The organism is Clostridium muellerianum (genome assembly GCF_012926525.1).
In the GTDB taxonomy this organism is placed as follows: domain Bacteria; phylum Bacillota; class Clostridia; order Clostridiales; family Clostridiaceae; genus Clostridium_AM; species Clostridium_AM muellerianum.
The window spans coordinates 16,945-33,722 of record NZ_JABBNI010000029.1 but is presented as its reverse complement, the minus strand read 5'-3'; the positions used below and the strand labels follow the sequence as shown (position 1 = coordinate 33,722).

At 29.9% G+C, this 16,778-nt stretch carries 14 protein-coding genes; 1 reads left to right on the top strand and 13 read right to left on the bottom strand.

Going from position 1 to position 16,778, the window contains the following annotated elements:
* Positions 1 to 104: 104 nt before the first annotated feature.
* The 4 genes from HBE96_RS15285 to HBE96_RS15270 all read right to left on the bottom strand — a co-directional run bounded on the left by HBE96_RS15285 (position 105) and on the right by HBE96_RS15270 (position 4,350).
* Positions 105 to 1,205 (bottom strand): ABC transporter ATP-binding protein, encoded by a 1,101-nt coding sequence (locus tag HBE96_RS15285; protein ID WP_169298608.1) that lies wholly within the window; start codon positions 1,203 to 1,205, stop codon positions 105 to 107.
* A gap of 7 nt (positions 1,206 to 1,212) precedes the next feature.
* The gene (locus tag HBE96_RS15280; RefSeq protein ID WP_169298607.1) at positions 1,213 to 2,040 is read right to left on the bottom strand and encodes a carbohydrate ABC transporter permease; all 828 of its coding nucleotides are present in this window, start codon (positions 2,038 to 2,040) and stop codon (positions 1,213 to 1,215) included.
* Entirely contained in the window at positions 2,030 to 2,980 is a 951-nt protein-coding gene (locus HBE96_RS15275; RefSeq protein WP_425350745.1) for a carbohydrate ABC transporter permease, read from the bottom strand. The genes HBE96_RS15280 and HBE96_RS15275 overlap by 11 nt, the downstream gene beginning before the upstream one ends.
* A gap of 68 nt (positions 2,981 to 3,048) precedes the next feature.
* A complete protein-coding gene (locus tag HBE96_RS15270; protein ID WP_169298606.1) occupies positions 3,049 to 4,350 on the bottom strand; it encodes an ABC transporter substrate-binding protein in 1,302 nt (433 codons plus the stop codon).
* A 704-nt stretch (positions 4,351 to 5,054) separates the two neighbouring features.
* Between HBE96_RS15270 and HBE96_RS15265 the strand changes: the two genes are divergently transcribed.
* Positions 5,055 to 6,695: a M4 family metallopeptidase gene (locus HBE96_RS15265; RefSeq protein ID WP_169298605.1), complete on the top strand. Its 1,641-nt coding sequence runs from the start codon at positions 5,055 to 5,057 to the stop codon at positions 6,693 to 6,695.
* 363 nt (positions 6,696 to 7,058) lie between these two features.
* Here the strand turns inward: HBE96_RS15265 and HBE96_RS15260 are convergent, their stop codons facing one another.
* The 9 genes from HBE96_RS15260 to HBE96_RS15225 all read right to left on the bottom strand — a co-directional run bounded on the left by HBE96_RS15260 (position 7,059) and on the right by HBE96_RS15225 (position 16,694).
* Positions 7,059 to 8,114 carry an ornithine cyclodeaminase family protein gene (locus HBE96_RS15260; RefSeq protein ID WP_169298604.1) on the bottom strand — a complete coding sequence of 352 codons (1,056 nt, stop codon included), beginning with the start codon at positions 8,112 to 8,114 and terminating at the stop codon, positions 7,059 to 7,061.
* Positions 8,115 to 8,289: 175 nt separating this feature from the next.
* Positions 8,290 to 9,696 (bottom strand): basic amino acid/polyamine antiporter, encoded by a 1,407-nt coding sequence (locus HBE96_RS15255; protein ID WP_169298603.1) that lies wholly within the window; start codon positions 9,694 to 9,696, stop codon positions 8,290 to 8,292.
* A gap of 79 nt (positions 9,697 to 9,775) precedes the next feature.
* Positions 9,776 to 10,936 carry a pyridoxal phosphate-dependent aminotransferase gene (locus HBE96_RS15250; RefSeq protein WP_169298602.1) on the bottom strand — a complete coding sequence of 387 codons (1,161 nt, stop codon included), beginning with the start codon at positions 10,934 to 10,936 and terminating at the stop codon, positions 9,776 to 9,778.
* Positions 10,937 to 11,097: 161 nt separating this feature from the next.
* Positions 11,098 to 12,222 carry an aminotransferase gene (locus HBE96_RS15245; RefSeq protein ID WP_169298601.1) on the bottom strand — a complete coding sequence of 375 codons (1,125 nt, stop codon included), beginning with the start codon at positions 12,220 to 12,222 and terminating at the stop codon, positions 11,098 to 11,100.
* 541 nt (positions 12,223 to 12,763) lie between these two features.
* Complete coding sequence (locus HBE96_RS15240) at positions 12,764 to 13,192, bottom strand: EamA family transporter (RefSeq protein WP_169298600.1); 429 nt, start codon at positions 13,190 to 13,192, stop codon at positions 12,764 to 12,766.
* Positions 13,193 to 13,564: 372 nt separating this feature from the next.
* Positions 13,565 to 14,725 (bottom strand): PucR family transcriptional regulator, encoded by a 1,161-nt coding sequence (locus HBE96_RS15235; RefSeq protein WP_169298599.1) that lies wholly within the window; start codon positions 14,723 to 14,725, stop codon positions 13,565 to 13,567.
* Positions 14,726 to 14,899: 174 nt separating this feature from the next.
* Positions 14,900 to 15,166, bottom strand: coding sequence for an EamA family transporter (locus tag HBE96_RS26980; RefSeq protein ID WP_425350746.1), 267 nt, complete (start codon positions 15,164 to 15,166; stop codon positions 14,900 to 14,902).
* A gap of 4 nt (positions 15,167 to 15,170) precedes the next feature.
* On the bottom strand, positions 15,171 to 15,371 hold the full coding sequence (locus HBE96_RS26975; RefSeq protein WP_425350744.1) for an EamA family transporter: 201 nt from the start codon (positions 15,369 to 15,371) through the stop codon (positions 15,171 to 15,173).
* A 207-nt stretch (positions 15,372 to 15,578) separates the two neighbouring features.
* Positions 15,579 to 16,694: a GGDEF domain-containing protein gene (locus HBE96_RS15225; RefSeq protein ID WP_169298598.1), complete on the bottom strand. Its 1,116-nt coding sequence runs from the start codon at positions 16,692 to 16,694 to the stop codon at positions 15,579 to 15,581.
* Positions 16,695 to 16,778 lie beyond the last annotated feature (84 nt).

Below are 16,778 nucleotides of genomic sequence, written 5' to 3'. Positions count from 1 at the left end.
TACATATAGTTTACTATAATTACTATAAAACATACAACAATATATTTAGTAATCACTGTTTTATTCTTATATAAAAGCAATACATAAAATACTATAAATACTATTTAGTTATCTACACTATATTTCTCTGGATAACCAATAGAATTTTCAGTAGTTCCATGAAATAAATGTATTTTTGAAAAATCCGGCTGAAAATACACTAAATCATTATTTTCTAAATCTGTATTATCTGCTATAGCAATAATTTCATTACCTTCAACTTCAAAATATATACCAAGCATATTTCCGTAGTTTTCAATATATTTCACAAAACCTTTAAAACAATTTTCTGTTTGGGTTTTACTTAACTTAATATGTTCAGGTCTTATGCCAAAAAATAATTTTTCACATTTACTTTCATTAATTTTTTTTAACCACATTTCTGGCAAAAGCAGCTGTTGTCCTCCTACCACTATTTTGTCATGACAGCAGTTAACCTCAAAAATATTCATAGAAGGTGATCCAATAAATTTTGCAGTAAATACATTGGCAGGCCTATTATATACATTATGAGGAGTGTCCACCATCTGAATAGTTCCCTTATTCATTAATGCCACTCTATCTCCTATTGTCATAGCTTCTACTTGATCATGAGTAACGTAAACAAAAGTTTGATGATACATCTCATGAATCTTTACCAATTCCTTTCTAGCATGACCTCTAAGCTGTGCATCCAGATTGGAAAGAGGTTCATCTAATAAGAAAAAATCACTTCTTTTTACTACTGACCTTGCAAGAGCAACTCTTTGACGCTGCCCCCCGGATAAATCCTTAGGTTTTCTATTTTCTAGTCCCTTTAACTTAAGCATATCTACAGCTAAATTTAATCTCTTTTCAATTTCTTCCTTTTCCACCTTATGAACCTTTAAGCCATAGGTAATGTTATCCTTTAGTGTCATATGAGGAAAAAGAGCATAGTTTTGAAAAACCATAGATACACTTCTATCTCCACTTGAAACTTCATTTACACATTTTCCATTCATATATAGTTTTCCTGAAGTTATATCTTCTAAGCCTGCAATAATTCTAAGAGTGGTTGATTTGCCACATCCAGATGGTCCTAATAATATTAACCTTTCTCCACTTTTTATGGTAAGATTCAAATTGCTTACCACAGTATTTTTACCATAAGCCTTACATACATTTTCAAAAACAATCTCTTTCATAATTTTTTTACCCCTTTATTCCTGATGATGTAAAAGTATTAATGATATACTTTTGAAATACAATGTACAATATCACTGGTATTATCATTGTTATAACAGCTACTGCCATAGCAATGGTAAAATCTGTACCGCCTTCTGAACTTATAAATAATTGAAGTGCTAAAGGCAGTGTAAAGTTTTCCTTTGTTTTTAAAATCAAAACTGGCCATACATATTCATTCCAGGAGTTAATAAAAAACATAATTCCCGTTGAAATAATAGCTGGTTTAGTTAGCGGTAATACGATGTCTTTCATTGTCCTAAAATGTCCAGCCTTCTCTAATCTAGCTACCTCAATTAGAGATAAAGGAATAGTTCTCATAGACTGCCTAATAAGAAAAATACCTGTTGCATCTGCGAGTTCTGGCAGAATAATTCCAAGCAGCCTATCATTAAAGCCTAGCTTTGAAATTGTTAAATAGTTTGGTATCATTGTTACAGTAAAAGGTATAAAAATAGTGCTTATTAATAGAAAATATATAAGTTTTTTATACTTAAAATCAAAATATACAAAGGCATAAGCTGCAAAAACAGAGGTTACTATTTTAAATAATGTAACAGTCGCAGCTATGAAAAAAGTATTACCTGTTATTTTGAAGAAAGGCAACCTATTAAGCACCTCCATATAATTATTTAATGTAGGGTGAAGTGGTATAATTGCAAAAGTATACTTATAGGCTTCATTCAAATCCTTAAAAGAACTGGATATTGCAAAAAGTATAGGAAATAGAGACATAGCTACAATTAATATTAAAAGGATGTGCCATATAAACTGTGATGTTAATTTAATTTTCATAGTATACTCCTTTTTCAACAAATTTAAATTCTAAAATAAGCAGTATTATAAAAAATAACATTGTCAAAATTGCAAAGGCTGAAGCGTTACCTGTCCTATATAATACAAAGGCTTCCTGATATGCATTATAAATAGCATTAGAACTTGCATTATCTGGACCACCTTGAGTAATAACTTTAATTGGCGTAAATACATATTGAAGTCCCTGCACAATAGTCATGATAAAAATATAAACTCCTGTAGCACTACTCATTGGCAGTACAATGTCCAAAAATATCTTATACATTGGCACATTATCAAGCTTGGCAGCTTCAATTACTTCCTTTGATACTCCTGAAACCCCTGCCAGCACCACAATGAAGTTATAGCCAAATACCTTCCAGGTTGTTATTATGCTAAGCACCACAATAACCAGTCCATCCCTTTTACTCCATACAGGCATTGTTATTCCAAAGAATTTTGAGACAATTGCTAAAGGACCAGATACAGGATTTAAAATCCATAAATATAAAATTGAACCTACTACTAGTGAAATAACGCTAGGTAAAAAAATTACACTTTTATAGAAACCTTTGCCTCTTTTTATTACTACAGATAAAATAAAAGATAATATATATGGTGCTGCACAGTTTAATATCAAAAGGATAAATATATAAGCAAAAGTATTTTTTAATACTTTATAGGTAAGTGGATCTTTAAACAAGGCTATATAATTACCAAATCCAACAAAATCCTTTGTAGGCTTAATCATATTCCAGGAGAAAAAACTTAAATATATTGTTCTAATTAATGGCCAGAACATAAATATAGCAAAAACCATAAGTGATGGTAATATAAATAGGTAGGCTATAACTTTTTGTTTAGTTATATAGTTTAACAAACTATTTTTATAAATTTTTTCTCGTCCTTTACCAATTAATATTTCTTTTTGACCTTCCAACTCTAATCCTCCTTAAATATCGCTAAAGACAGAGGTGAACCCTGCCTTTAACAATTAATTTATTGCAACTATTTTTTTAGTAATGCATTAATCTTGTTTTGAGCAGAAGTTAAACCATCTCTAGAAGATACACTGCCACTTAAAATTTTGTCTCTTGTGTCAAGTAATATTTGTTCTGCTTGAAGGCCTGCATCACCAGGAAAGGAAGTCCAGGATACAACTCCATCCATTTGAGTAGTTGCTGCAGTCATCATTTTATTTTCTTGTAAAAATTTCTTTAACCCATTTTCTGCCGTTGCCACATCTTTTCTTGGTGGAACATAACCCGTACCTTTTGTCCATTCAGCCATAGACTCTACACTATATAAATATTTTTCAAATTCCCAAGCTGCCTTTTGTTCCTTTTCTGTTTTAGCTGTTATAGCTAGGAAACATCCTCCTGCAGGTAAACGCTTTGTTTTACCTGTCCATGCAGGTGAATTAATTGCTGCAACATCAAAGGCAGCACCTTTTTGAATGTTTTCCCTTCTAGCAATTGTTGTATATAACATACCAACATTACCAGCAATAAAAGATTTAACGCCTTCATCCCAAGATATGTGAAGTGCCGATTTACTCTTTACTACCATATCTGCATAAGCTTCATAAGCCTTAATGCCCTCCTCTGATGCAAAAGCTGCTTTACCATCCTTTATCATTCTAGCTCCGTTACTCTCTAATAATGCTTGAGTTGCCCAGTTGTCCGCTGGCTCCTGCATATAAAAACCGTACTTTCCTGTCTTTTCCTTGATGGTATTTGAAAAAGTCACTAATTCTTCCCAAGTTTTGGGTCCATTCTCATCCAAACCTGCTTGTCTTAAAATATCTTTATTTATGTAAAGAACTGGTGTACTTAGTGAATAAGGAATACCTACCTGACTATTTTTACTGTTCTTTGCAAGATCTAATACATTAGGCAAAAAGTTATCCTTTATAAAATTCTTATCTTGAGGAAAATAAGAATCAATAATTTTCTGAGGTTCTGTATAACTAAAGTTATTTGAAAAATAATCTAAAAATGCCCAGCCAACTTGTACTAAAGCTGGAGACTTACCAGTAGCACTCTCTGCCTGTAAGTTCTGCAGCAATCCTTTATACATGTCAGGATTATATTTAGACACTACCTCTACTGTACTACTGTGTGCATTAAAATCTTTTACTAACTTTTCTACACTTTTTCCTCCCTGGGTTTCAGCATTAACATGCCAGTATTCAATCTTCACTTTTTCACCTTTATTATTAGCTTGTGATGCAGCTGTAGTTCCACAGCCTGAAAAAAACATAGCACTAATTGATATAATCGAAATAACTTTTAAAATGGCTTTTTTCATTTTATACTCCTCCCTTTTCTAAAAACAGCGCAAAAATTAAAGATTTAAGAATTAATAAATTACCTTCCTTATTTCAAGCAGTATTCTAATGACTTTAATTTTTCAAACATTACTGCGAACTAAAAGATAATTATGGCTTTCTCAACTCTCCACCAATAATTACTAAATCTATATGCAATTAAAGGACTGTGTTTTAAAATTTCCCTTATGTTCAAGTTTGATCATCTTCTTCCTTTGATTTCTATACTATAAATCTTACCTTTTAAATGTTAACTACTAGTTATCTATAGTATAAGTTTAGGTTAAGAAGATGTTGGTATATTTTGTCATCGGCAAGGAAACAGGTTCCGCTGATAGTTGTTCTATTAAAGGGTTTTGTTGACGCAGTATGACGCAAAATATACTAACATACTGACTTGTTATTTTTTTGAATATGCCTAAAGTAAGAAATTTAATCAACAATATCTATATTATATTCTTTAGCCAATACATTTAATTTCATGAATTTGTAAATTTTACAACTAAATTCAAAACATTTTAATAGTTTACAAAAATGCATCATTATCATTGACTTTTTTGAATTTTTTGAATACAATTATTGCAAGGACATAAATAACATATATGTAAAAATATTACACAGTATAAAGTAATGCATTGCATTAAAAATTAAATATATGCAAATTAAATGTTAGGGAGGATATTTTATGAAAAAAAATGCTTTATCAGTTATGTTAGCAGTTGCTATGGTAGCTGGAACTGGATGTTTTAATGGAGTCCTTGCAAGTGGTACAAGCTCTGGAAACGCAGTATATGCTTCAAATAATAATATTCAAAATTCAACTCGTTATCAAGATAAGAAAACCAATATATTTTTACAAGGAAAGCTATCTAATAAAATTGAAGCAACAGAACAGGGTATACTTTCTTATGTTAATGAAAACAAATCATTATTTGGAGATGCAAGTAAACTTAAAGTAGTATCTATTGAAAAGGATGAATTGGGATATACAAAAATAAAATTGGCTCAGATTATAAACACAATTCCTATAGATGGTAGTGAAGTTATAATACATCTAGATAAAAGTGGTATTATAAAAAATATAGTAGGTTCAATTAATAACAAATATAAATCTATAGATAACTATAAAGCTCAAACTCTTACAGAGAAAGACGCAATTAAGATTGCAAAACAGCAGTTTAATTCTGCTAAATTAGAAGAGCAGCCAAAAGTTAAAAAGCAATTTATAGTTAAAGATAACACTCCTATACTTGTATACAAAGTAAACATATACTATACGCAACCAGAAATAGGCAACTGGAATGTCATGGTAAATGCTGTATCTGGTGATATAGTTGGTAAGACAAGCAATATAAGATATGACGAACTTACAAAAGCTAAAAGTACAGCTGATAAAGGAACAGGTACAGCCGTTGATGGAAGTACTAAAGAATTAAATCTATCTAAATCTGGATCATCATATCAAATGATAGACACAACTAAACCAATGAGTGGACAAGTAAAAACCTACACAGCAAATAATAAAAAAACTGAACCTGGAACAATAGTAAGTAATAGTAGTAATAGATTCAACACTGAAGTTTTCAAAGCATCTGTTAGCGCACATTACTATTCTGGAGTAGTTTATGATTTTTATAAAAATTTATTTAATAGAAACAGTATAGATGGTAAAGGTATGAGTATAGAATCTACAACTCATTATGGTAATAAATATAATAATGCCTTCTGGGATGGAAGACAGATGATTTATGGTGATGGAGATGGAAGCCGTTTTACTTACTTTAGTGGAGATCTTGATGTAGTTGCTCATGAGTTAACTCATGGAGTAACAACAAATAGTGCAGATTTAGAATATTATGATCAATCTGGTGCTTTAAATGAGTCTTTCTCTGATGTATTTGGAGTTTTGATTCAAACTTATGATAGATATAATGTTAAAAATGGAGGATCATGGAGGTTTGATGCTAAAGATTGGGTTGTAGGAGACGAAATTTATACTCCAAATAAACCAGGTGATGCATTAAGAAGCCTTGCTGATCCAACTCTTTATAATCAACCAGCTAATATGAGTGATTATGAAGATGGGGGAGATGTTCATACAAATAGTGGAATACCTAATAAAGCAGCATTTTTAGTTGCTAAGTCTATAGGTTGTGAAAAAACAGCAAGGATTTATTACAGAGCACTTACTAACTACTTAACTTATAATTCAGATTTTTCTGCAGCAAGAAAAGCTTTAATATCAGCTGCTTCAGATATATATGGTGATTCTTCAAATGAAATAGAGGCTATAAATAGTGCTTTTGATTCTGTTGGAATAAGATAGAGATTTGTGTAAATAAGCATCAGATGGAGTTTAAATTTATATACAAACTTCATCTGATGAGAATAACTCTATTCTTAAGTTTCGCACCTTGAAAAGTCAATAAGCGATAGCTTGAAAATAAGTATTTAAAATATATGAAAGCCGCATGAATACTAGCTTTGTGGTATAATTCTCCTATAGCACAATTTGAAGCCACATATATCTATGGACTAAAGGAGCTGTCACACTAAGAATAAATCCCACAATATATTGTATGTAAATTTCTTAATGCCACAGCCCCCTCCTTTAAAATTAAGCCCTGCCTATTTAATTTTGCATAAACTTAAAATGCTCCCTACTAGCATGTGTATTTTTTTCTTTAGTTTATAGATCTACTTCAACACCAAGATTTTTCTTTTCAGCAATGCCTAGTGCAAGCTTTGCTGTCATCAAATCTTGAAGAGCTATTCCTGTTGTATCATATATGGTAATATCATCATTGCTTGTTCTACCATTAATTTTTCCTATCATTAAGTATCCTATTTCGCCAATTATATCTTCTTTAGAGATTATCCCTTTTTTTATTGGAATTTCAGTTTCTCCTACATTTATTGCTTGAGCTATATCATCTACATATACCTTTGCTTTAGCAAAAATATTTTCATCAATTTCTTGTTTTCCTTCCATATCTGAACCAACACAACTAAAATGTGTTCCTGGTTTAACCCATTCCTTATCTATCATAGGTTTTCTTGAAGGTGTAGCTGTAATTATTATATCGCTTTCTCCTACAGCAGCTTTTATATCATGTACAGGCTCAAAAATTACATTAAACTTTTCTGCAATTTCATTATAAGCCTGTTTATCTTCTTTATATTTTGATAAAAACTCATTTTCTAATACTTGTCCTATTGATTCAACAAAGCTAATTGCTTTTTCAGGCCCCATTGGCTCGTAAATTCTAACTTTTTTTATGTTATCCATTACTATTAATGTAGCTGCAATTTGAAAAGCTGATTGATGTCCAGTACCTACTATTAATAAGTTTTCAGAATCCTTTCTTGCTAGGTATTTTGCACCAATTGCACCTGCTGCACCAGTTCTCATACCCGTTATATATTCTGCATTTAATAATCCTAAAGGTTTACCTGTTTCAGTGTCAAATACTATTGATGTACCTATTATAGGTGACATATTTTTTTTGGCATTCTCGCCAAACCAGGAAACAAGTTTTAATCCAAAAAAACCTGCTTCTTTAATGCATCCAGACTTAATATCCATATCTGCAACTCCACGTTCAAACTCATGAAATACCATTGGAAAAAGATCTGCTTTTCCCTTTGCTTTTAGTGTATAGACTTGTTCAACAGCATTTATAACCTGCTTCATATCTAATATTTTTGAAATGACATCATGATTTAAAACTTTAACTTTAAACATATTTATTTCCTCCTAAATTTTAATTTTACAATATAACAATTTCAATTTTTCTTAACCTTTTCCTTTGGAGTAATCTTAATAATAATGATTAGTTTTTGTAGATTTTACAAATTATTTTTAAAAAAGTACACATCTAAGTAACTATAAATATATGGTTGTTAAATTGTAAACACAATTAAAGCTGAATTTTCCCAGTTACAATCATTACTATCATTAATACTCCCAATAATGAAACTATTGAAATAGATATTTTTTCTTTTGAAGTAATAGGTTTATTTTGTTCTTTTCTAGCTCTTAAGTATACAAATACTCCAATAGCATACATTATTAAAGCAGCTCCTAGATACTTTATTCCAACAGCATAAATTACATATACAGAATAAACAGATGCCAATAAAGAAACAATTTTATCCTTTATTCCTAAATTATCTTGCATTGAAACTTTAAATGCATATAATGACGAGAACAAATAAGGTACTAGAATACAAGTTGTAGCAACTAAAAATACGGTATTGTAAGCTGATTGAAGTGCTGGTGAAAACAGTGAAAAAATAAATATCTGTGTTACTAAATCAGTAATTAATAATGCATTTACTGGAGCATCATGGCTATTTAATTTTGTAAACCATTTAGGCATACTTCCACCCTTTGCTGCAATATAAGCAATTTCAGCAGTAAGCATAATCCAGCTCATAAGATTACCAAGTAGTGCAACAATTAAACCAATTTTAACAATTATAGCGCCTATGTTTCCAATAGATGTTCTTATTAAAACATCTGCTAAAGGAGTTTGTGAACTTGCAAGAACCTTTGCTGGAATAGATCCCATAGCTGCTACTGTAATAAGAACATTAATTAATAGAACTACAAGCAAACTTAATACAGTGGCTGTACCTACAATTTTTTGAGATTTTGCTCTTTCAGAAAGCACTGTTGCAGCTTCAACCCCAATAAAGCACCATAAAATAGTCCCCATTGCACCTTTGACCTGTGATGCAACTGTAGCAGTATCGCCAGTGGAAACAATGACTGTTTTCCAATTTTGAACATTGAAAACCTGTGACTTAAATATTGTAATGCCAAGTATAATTACCAACAATAGTGGTACTATTTTTCCAGCTGTAGCAATGGCATTAATTATTCCTACACTTTTACAGCCGCGAGTTTGAATAAAATGTATAAACCACAGCAGTGCAGAGGCCATTAAAAAAGATACTAAAGGTTTCATTTCACCTACTAAACTATTTAGGGTTTTAAAGATAAGAATAAACATAGCTACATTTCCAAGCAAAGCGTTTAACCAGTATCCCCATGCAGAATTGAAGCCCATAAATTCGCCAAAGCCTTCCTTTGCATATGTGAAAATTCCACCAGTAAGCTCTGGTCTTCTATTTGCAAGCAATTGAAAAATTAAAGCCAAAAATATTACACCCGTACCCCCAATCCCCCAAGCTATTAAAACTGCTTTAGGGTTTGCTTTAGTTATAAGATCTGTAGGACTGTTAAAAATTCCGCCTCCAATCATAGAGCCAATTCCAAAAGCAAGTAGTAAGGTTAATCCTAATTTTTTTTCTTTTTTCATTTTTTATCTCCTCTTTTAAAAGAATTTTTTCTATGGTAAATTTGCTTACAAATTTTAAGCATTCATCCTATAAAAATAGTTAACTAAAAATCTTCATATTTTCAATGCGGTCAAAAGCTTCCTTCATTTTATCAATTCCTACAGTCATAGCTAATCTGATATATCCCTCGCCACCTTCGCCAAAAGCATTACCTGGAATCACAAGGACATGAGCTTCATTAAGCAGTTTTTCAGTCACTTTTTGTGAAGTTAGCCCTGTTTTCTTAACGTTTACAAAAAGGTATATGCTGCCACGGGGAGGAAGTACAGACATATTAGGAATATTACAGATTCTATCATAAGCATAATAAATTCTTTTTTTATATTCTTCTACAATTCCAGGCTGGATTTCATCTCTATTTCTAAGAGCATGTATAGCTGCTCGTTGAGATATTGAAGGAGCAGTAAAAACATTATTTTCATTTATGTCTTTAATTGTTTGCACAATAAATGATGGTGCTAGTATGTATCCTATACGCCAGCCTGTCATGGAATAATCCTTTGAAAAGCTTCCAATAGTTATTGTGCGCTCACTCATCCCCTCCAATGTGGTAATAGGAAGAAACTTTTCAGAGTAACTGAACAAAGTATATATGTCATCAGCAATTATAATCAAATCATGTTTTATCGCAATTTCAGCAATGGATAAAAGAGTATTATAACTAAAACATGTTCCTGTAGGATTGTTAGGAGTATTAATTACAATTGCTTTAGTTCTATTTGTAATTAGCTTTTCCAGCCTTTCATAGTTAATTTGAAAATCTTCTTCTTCAAAGGTTTTGAGATATATAGGAATGCCCCTTGCAAGCTTTATTTGTTCAGGATAAGGCGTAAAGTATGGCTCATGAATTATTACTTCATCCCCGTCATCTAGAATTGCCTCCAGGGTTAACCACATTGCATGGCAGCCACTTGTTGTTATCATACATTCATCAATTTTCACTTTGTAATCATATTTATTGTTATAAAGTTTACATATTTCATTTCTAAGTTCCTTATCACCAAAACAATCTGTATAATGTGTATGTCCATTCAATGCATCCTGAAAAGCTCCATTGATTATTCTAGAATCAGTTGTGCAATCAGGATCCCCAAGACTAAAATTTATTAAATCGTCAAATTTATCTAAAAAACTACTACTTTCACCCATTGGCGTAGATATACTGTTCCAATATCTTTTAGATAAAAATCTATGTTTCATGTCAATACCTCACCTTTCATCAAGTAATAATTTGAATTTTCTAAAAATAGATCTTTTTAATATGTATACCAAATAGAGCTAATTTAGCATAAAAATAAGCTTGTGATTTTTAACACTATTAGCTCTACCTGGACTAATTTAATACAGCTTTATAAAAGTATTTATTTTTTTAATTCACTCATAAATTCAGAAATCTTTGCTAAGCCTTCCTTTAATATTTTAGGATTATTTGTATAACCGATTCTTAAGTAGCCTTCCATATCCATAACACTACCAGGAAGCAGCATAACCCCTTTTTCTCTCAATAATTTTAAGCAAAAATGCTCTGATGACATATCAAAATCATACTTTAATAGTGCAGTTGTTCCAGACTTAGGTTTAACATATGAGAACTTAGGCTCTTTTGCTATCCAATCATCCAAAATTTTTAAATTGTTTCTTACCATTCCAATATTTCTTTTTATTATTTTATCTTTATTTTCTAAGGCAACTGTTGCTAGTTTATCATCAATCATACCAACACTAATAGTATTATAATCTCTATGCTTGTTAACTTCACTTATAAACTCAACAGGTCCAGCTATCCATCCAAGTCTTAGACCAGCTAGTGAAAATGTTTTTGACATACTAGCTGTACTTATACCTTTTTCATATAAATCTGCAATTGATTCTGTAAAGCTGTCTCCTTCTTGATTAAGTCCTCTATAAACTTCGTCAGAAAGGACATAAGCTCCACAAGTTTTTGCAATTTCAACTATTTTCATCAAAAATTCTTTATCCATTAAAGCACCAGTTGGATTATTAGGATTGTTAATACATATTAATTTTGTTTTATCATTTATAAAAGATTTTAATTCATCAAGGTTAGGTAAAAAGTCATTTTCTTCTCTAAGTTTTAAGATTTTTACATCAGCACCGATTGATTCAGGAATTGAATAGTGCTGTTGATATGTAGGAAGAACAGATATAACCCTATCACCAGGTTCAACTAAAGTTTCTATTGCTAATGAGTTTGCACCAATAGCACCATGAGTTATTGTTATGTTTTCAACATTTACATTTTTGTACAACTGTGATATTGCAGTTCTTAGAGGCATTGAACCTTCTATTGCACCATAAGTAAGCTTCATATTAACTATTTCGTTTATGATTTCATCCTTCTTCCCTGACATCTTAAGAAGTTCATCCACTGTTAAAGATTCTACACAGGTTTCCGCAAGATTGTACTCACAATCATTCTCGTATGCATTCATGTACATTTCTACTCCAAAAGGTTTAATTTTCATAATATTTTCCTCCTAAAAATTTAATTTCATAACTAGTTTCATTCTTTGCTTTTAAATTTAACGCCTAGAAATACAAGTTATACTAATATAAATTCACTTTTTTTTAAATTTTACCTTTGTAATAATTTAAGATAGAAAAACTACTTTTTATAAATTTTACAAACCCTTTTCTAGTAGATTATGAATTTTAATAACAAGAATTAATATTAAAATATAAATGGAAAATTTATTAGATTTTGTCCAAAATGAAGAGATTAATCTGCTTTACAAATTACAAATCAAATTTATTACCTTAATTTTTTTCATTCTATTCATATACTCCCCGAGTGTTGATAATAGATAAACTAGTCCTTAAAAGATATAGTAAAGTTTATCTTAGGAAATGATACTATTAATAGAATTAGGGGCTGTCACATTAAGAATAAATGCTACGATATATTGTATATAAATTTCTAGTGTGGCAGCCCCACTTCTAACAGTAAATAATTATGATGTTAAAAGATACTGCAAATTGTAAACTTATGCATATTTTTACTAAATATTATCTTTTATTTATAAATATTAATCCTATTATACAAAATGATATACCCAATATTTTATTTATACCAAATCCTTCTTTATAAAATAATACACCTATTGGAATAAGCATAAGTGCAAGAAGAATATTTGCTACCAAGGACCCTGTGCCTATATTCCATCCTGCTCTATATGCCATCATATATCCAAACTCAAGTCCAACAACAGCAAACCCGAGCACTATACTTGTCCAATTTAAGTCTTCAAATGATTGAAAAAATCCTTTATCGGTTTTATAAAATTTAAATGCAATAATAGTTATAATTGCCCCAGTTAAATATGTGACAAACAGTGATGAAAAAGGATTCGCTTTTTCTGGCGTTGATTTTGAACATATAGTATAAAATATGTTTGATACCACAATAATTACAATAGAAAACACGTACATGAACATAATTTAACCTCACTTATCAAATAAATTTAATCTCAGTTATTCTTATTTTAACGAACTAATTAAAAAAAACTCAACAATCATCACATACCACCCTCTCCTTGATTATACTTTTATTAAAAACTAATCTAGCCTAAAATAAAAAGCCGAGAAATCATATAGATGACTTCTCGGGCTTATCCTTCCGTTAACACAGTTAAACTGAGTGCTATCTTTTAGCTCCTGCCGTTTAGTAATTAATAATTTCAAAGCTTTAGAAAACTTCAAGCTTAATTTAATTGTTTAGAGAACTAAAAGTTAATTTAATTTTTATTATAATAGGAACTGTTAACAAAATCAATATTTATGTAAATTACTTGTGAATTTTTGTATTTTTTACAATATATCTTTCAATAGATTATTAATTTTAATGGCAAAGGATAATTGCTCATAAAAATCTCCATTTAGCTTTTCCATTCCTAAGATTTCTTTCATTTTATTAATTCTATATCTTATGGTGTTTTCATGCTGGCATAAATTTTTAGCTGTTTTTTTGATATTTCCCTGATTTTCTATATACTTAACAGCTGTACCAAATATTTCTGTATTGCATTTTTCATCATAACTTTTTAAATCAGAAATAATATTTGTACAAAAGTCCTTTAACCAAATTTCATTTAAAAATGGTACTATAACCTTATATATTCCCATATCCTTAAATAAAGTTTTGTTTTTAGAAATTTCTGATACTCTTACAGCATAAAGACTTTCATTAATAGCTTTATCTAACTCGTCCAAACTTAAGTAGTAATTACTAATTCCAATATTATATTCACATTCTGTAATTCCTACATTCCTAATAATGCTTTCTATTGTTATTAGAAGATTTCTTTTATCAGCAGCATTTTCGCAAGTAGAAATTATTATTATTCCATGCTTATATTTAAAAAATGATGTTTCTTCATTTATGAGTTCAGTATCCTTAGATATCTTCAGTAATCTCATTATATTTACATTGTCTTTATGTTTTCTTTCTCTACAATAAGCTGTTATAATATTTTCTTTAAATAAGTTGTTTAATTCATAAGCTAATTCCCTTTTTAAGGATTTACTTATATTCTTTTTAATTATCATATCAATTTTTGATTCTATGCGTTCATAATAATCAACAGCTCTTATTGAGTTCATAACTTCAGTTATAATATCTTCAAAACAAATGCTATCAAATATAAATATTGGGAAAGATCTTTCACTAGCGTATTCAATTATTTCATCTGGTATCTCCTTAAAATATATATTTTTTATACCTAGACCACTTACACCTTCATTTATAAGATTTTTTACAGCTTGATAAAATAAATTAACGTCATTTTTCGCGAACAAAAAGCTACTTATTACAAAGTCTCCTTTTTCAAACTTCCCTTTATTGTCATCTGCATACTCATAATCTAAAATACCAATTTTCTCAATAAGATTATACAAACCATTTTTACCTGATAGCAGTTTAAAGTTTTTAAAACTTTCTAGTTTCATAGCTTCTGAAATACATATAGACATGTAATCCTCTCCTTAATATATAATTGTAAATAAAAAAAATTGCATGGCTTTTATATTGATAGCTTAACTTATAAAAAATATTTATTGATAATAGTTAATACAAATTAAACATTACTAATAATTCTAGTAGTATAAGTTAATTGTCAGTGGCGTTTCCCTATAAACTCCTTAGCTTTAATTTTTTTTACTTTTTATTTGAGATAAAAGCATTCCTGCCAACATCAAAATACAGCCGATATATCCTCTAACTCCCATAGTTTCTTGTAAAAAAATTAATCCTCCAAGAGCTGCAAAAACAGATTCCATACTAAGAATAATAGCTGCATGGGAAGCTTTAGCATGTTTTTGTGCGACTACCTGCAGAGTATATGCAATTCCTACAGAACATATTCCACCATAAAGGACTGGTACTAAAGATTGAGTTAATCCATATAAGTTTATTTTTTCAAAAACAAGCGCAACTGCTAGACTTAGAAAAGAACAGTATTAATGGTATTAGCGAAATACTACCTAAAGCAAATCTAATTCCGTTAAAGGTAAAAGCCCCCAAATATTTAGTACCAACTCTTTGAGCAACAAATGAAAACCCCCATATTGCAGCAGTAATCAAAAGAAATATGTTAGATTTTAATTCTTCTTTTTTCATAATTATATCCCCCTGTATATAATTATAAAATATTTACATTTGTAAAAAATTAAAATATAATAGTTTTCTTTTGTAATTTACACAATGTGAGTGTATAGGATGAATGTTTAAGACTATAGTCTGCATTTATATGAGCATCATTTTCCAAAAATAAAATAAGGCCTGCTTTAAAAGCAGCCCTATTTTACTAATAGGTTGTAAATAAAATCAATAATATTGAACTACCTTATTTCTACCTGTACGCTTTGCTTCATATAAAGCAATGTCTGCACTTTCTCTAAGTTTTCCAGTATTACCTACAATATTAGGATAAGTTGCAACACCAACAGATACAGAAATGTTAACCTTTCCACCTGTTGGTAACATAAATTCATATTTTTCTACTGCTCTTCTTATCCGTTCAGCAATTTCTATAGATTCTGCACTTGGACAGTTTATCAATAATATTGAAAATTCCTCCCCACCATTCCTTGAAACTATATCAAAAGTTCTACAATTTCTTTTAAGCACTTCACCAAGTTGTTTAAGCACTTCATCACCTGAACTATGTCCATATGTATCGTTAATTTTTTTAAACCAATCAATATCTATAATCATAAGTGAAAGACTCTTTTTTTTCTCAACTGCCTTCCTAGATAAATTATTAAATAAACTATCAAATTCTCTAACATTGTTGAGTCCAGTTAAAAAGTCCTTGCTAGAATCCTCCTTATACTTCATAAACATCAAGTTTGACTGGTTTATATATTCTGATAAATAATATACTACAAATCCAAACATAATTGTTAAAAATGAATATATAACAAAGTTTTTATAAAATCTCTGGCCTCCTGCTGCCATAGGTGAAGGGAATATAAGCATAAATGTATACTGTAAAATTAAACTATAACTAATCATATATATCCACTGGTTTATTTTTTGTATATTTTTTTTAGAAACAAATCCACATCCAATACTTATAGTTAGCATTGTAACCGATATAATTAATGACTCATAATTTACTCCTAAAGATATTATGGAAAAACAAGAAAGTAGCAGTCCAGTAATAAATGAAGATAAATAACCACCATTTATTGCTGAAATAACTATAGCAAAATTCCGAAAATCTATTGGCAAAAAATTCTGATCTCTCATAATAAAAGACATTAATAATCCACCTAAGACTCCTCCAATAATTCCACATAACACCCTTACCTTTATAGGAGCCATTGGTGTTAATAGATACTTTTTATTTCTAAAAAATTGTCCCCATATAAAAAGAAATGAAATGAATAAAAACATATTATTCAATAACTGTTTTACAATAAATAAATAATTCATCATATAATAACACCCCAAAACTCCACTTTGGTTAACTGAAAGCATTATAATTGCTTTATATACATTTTATGAAATCGTTCTACAAAT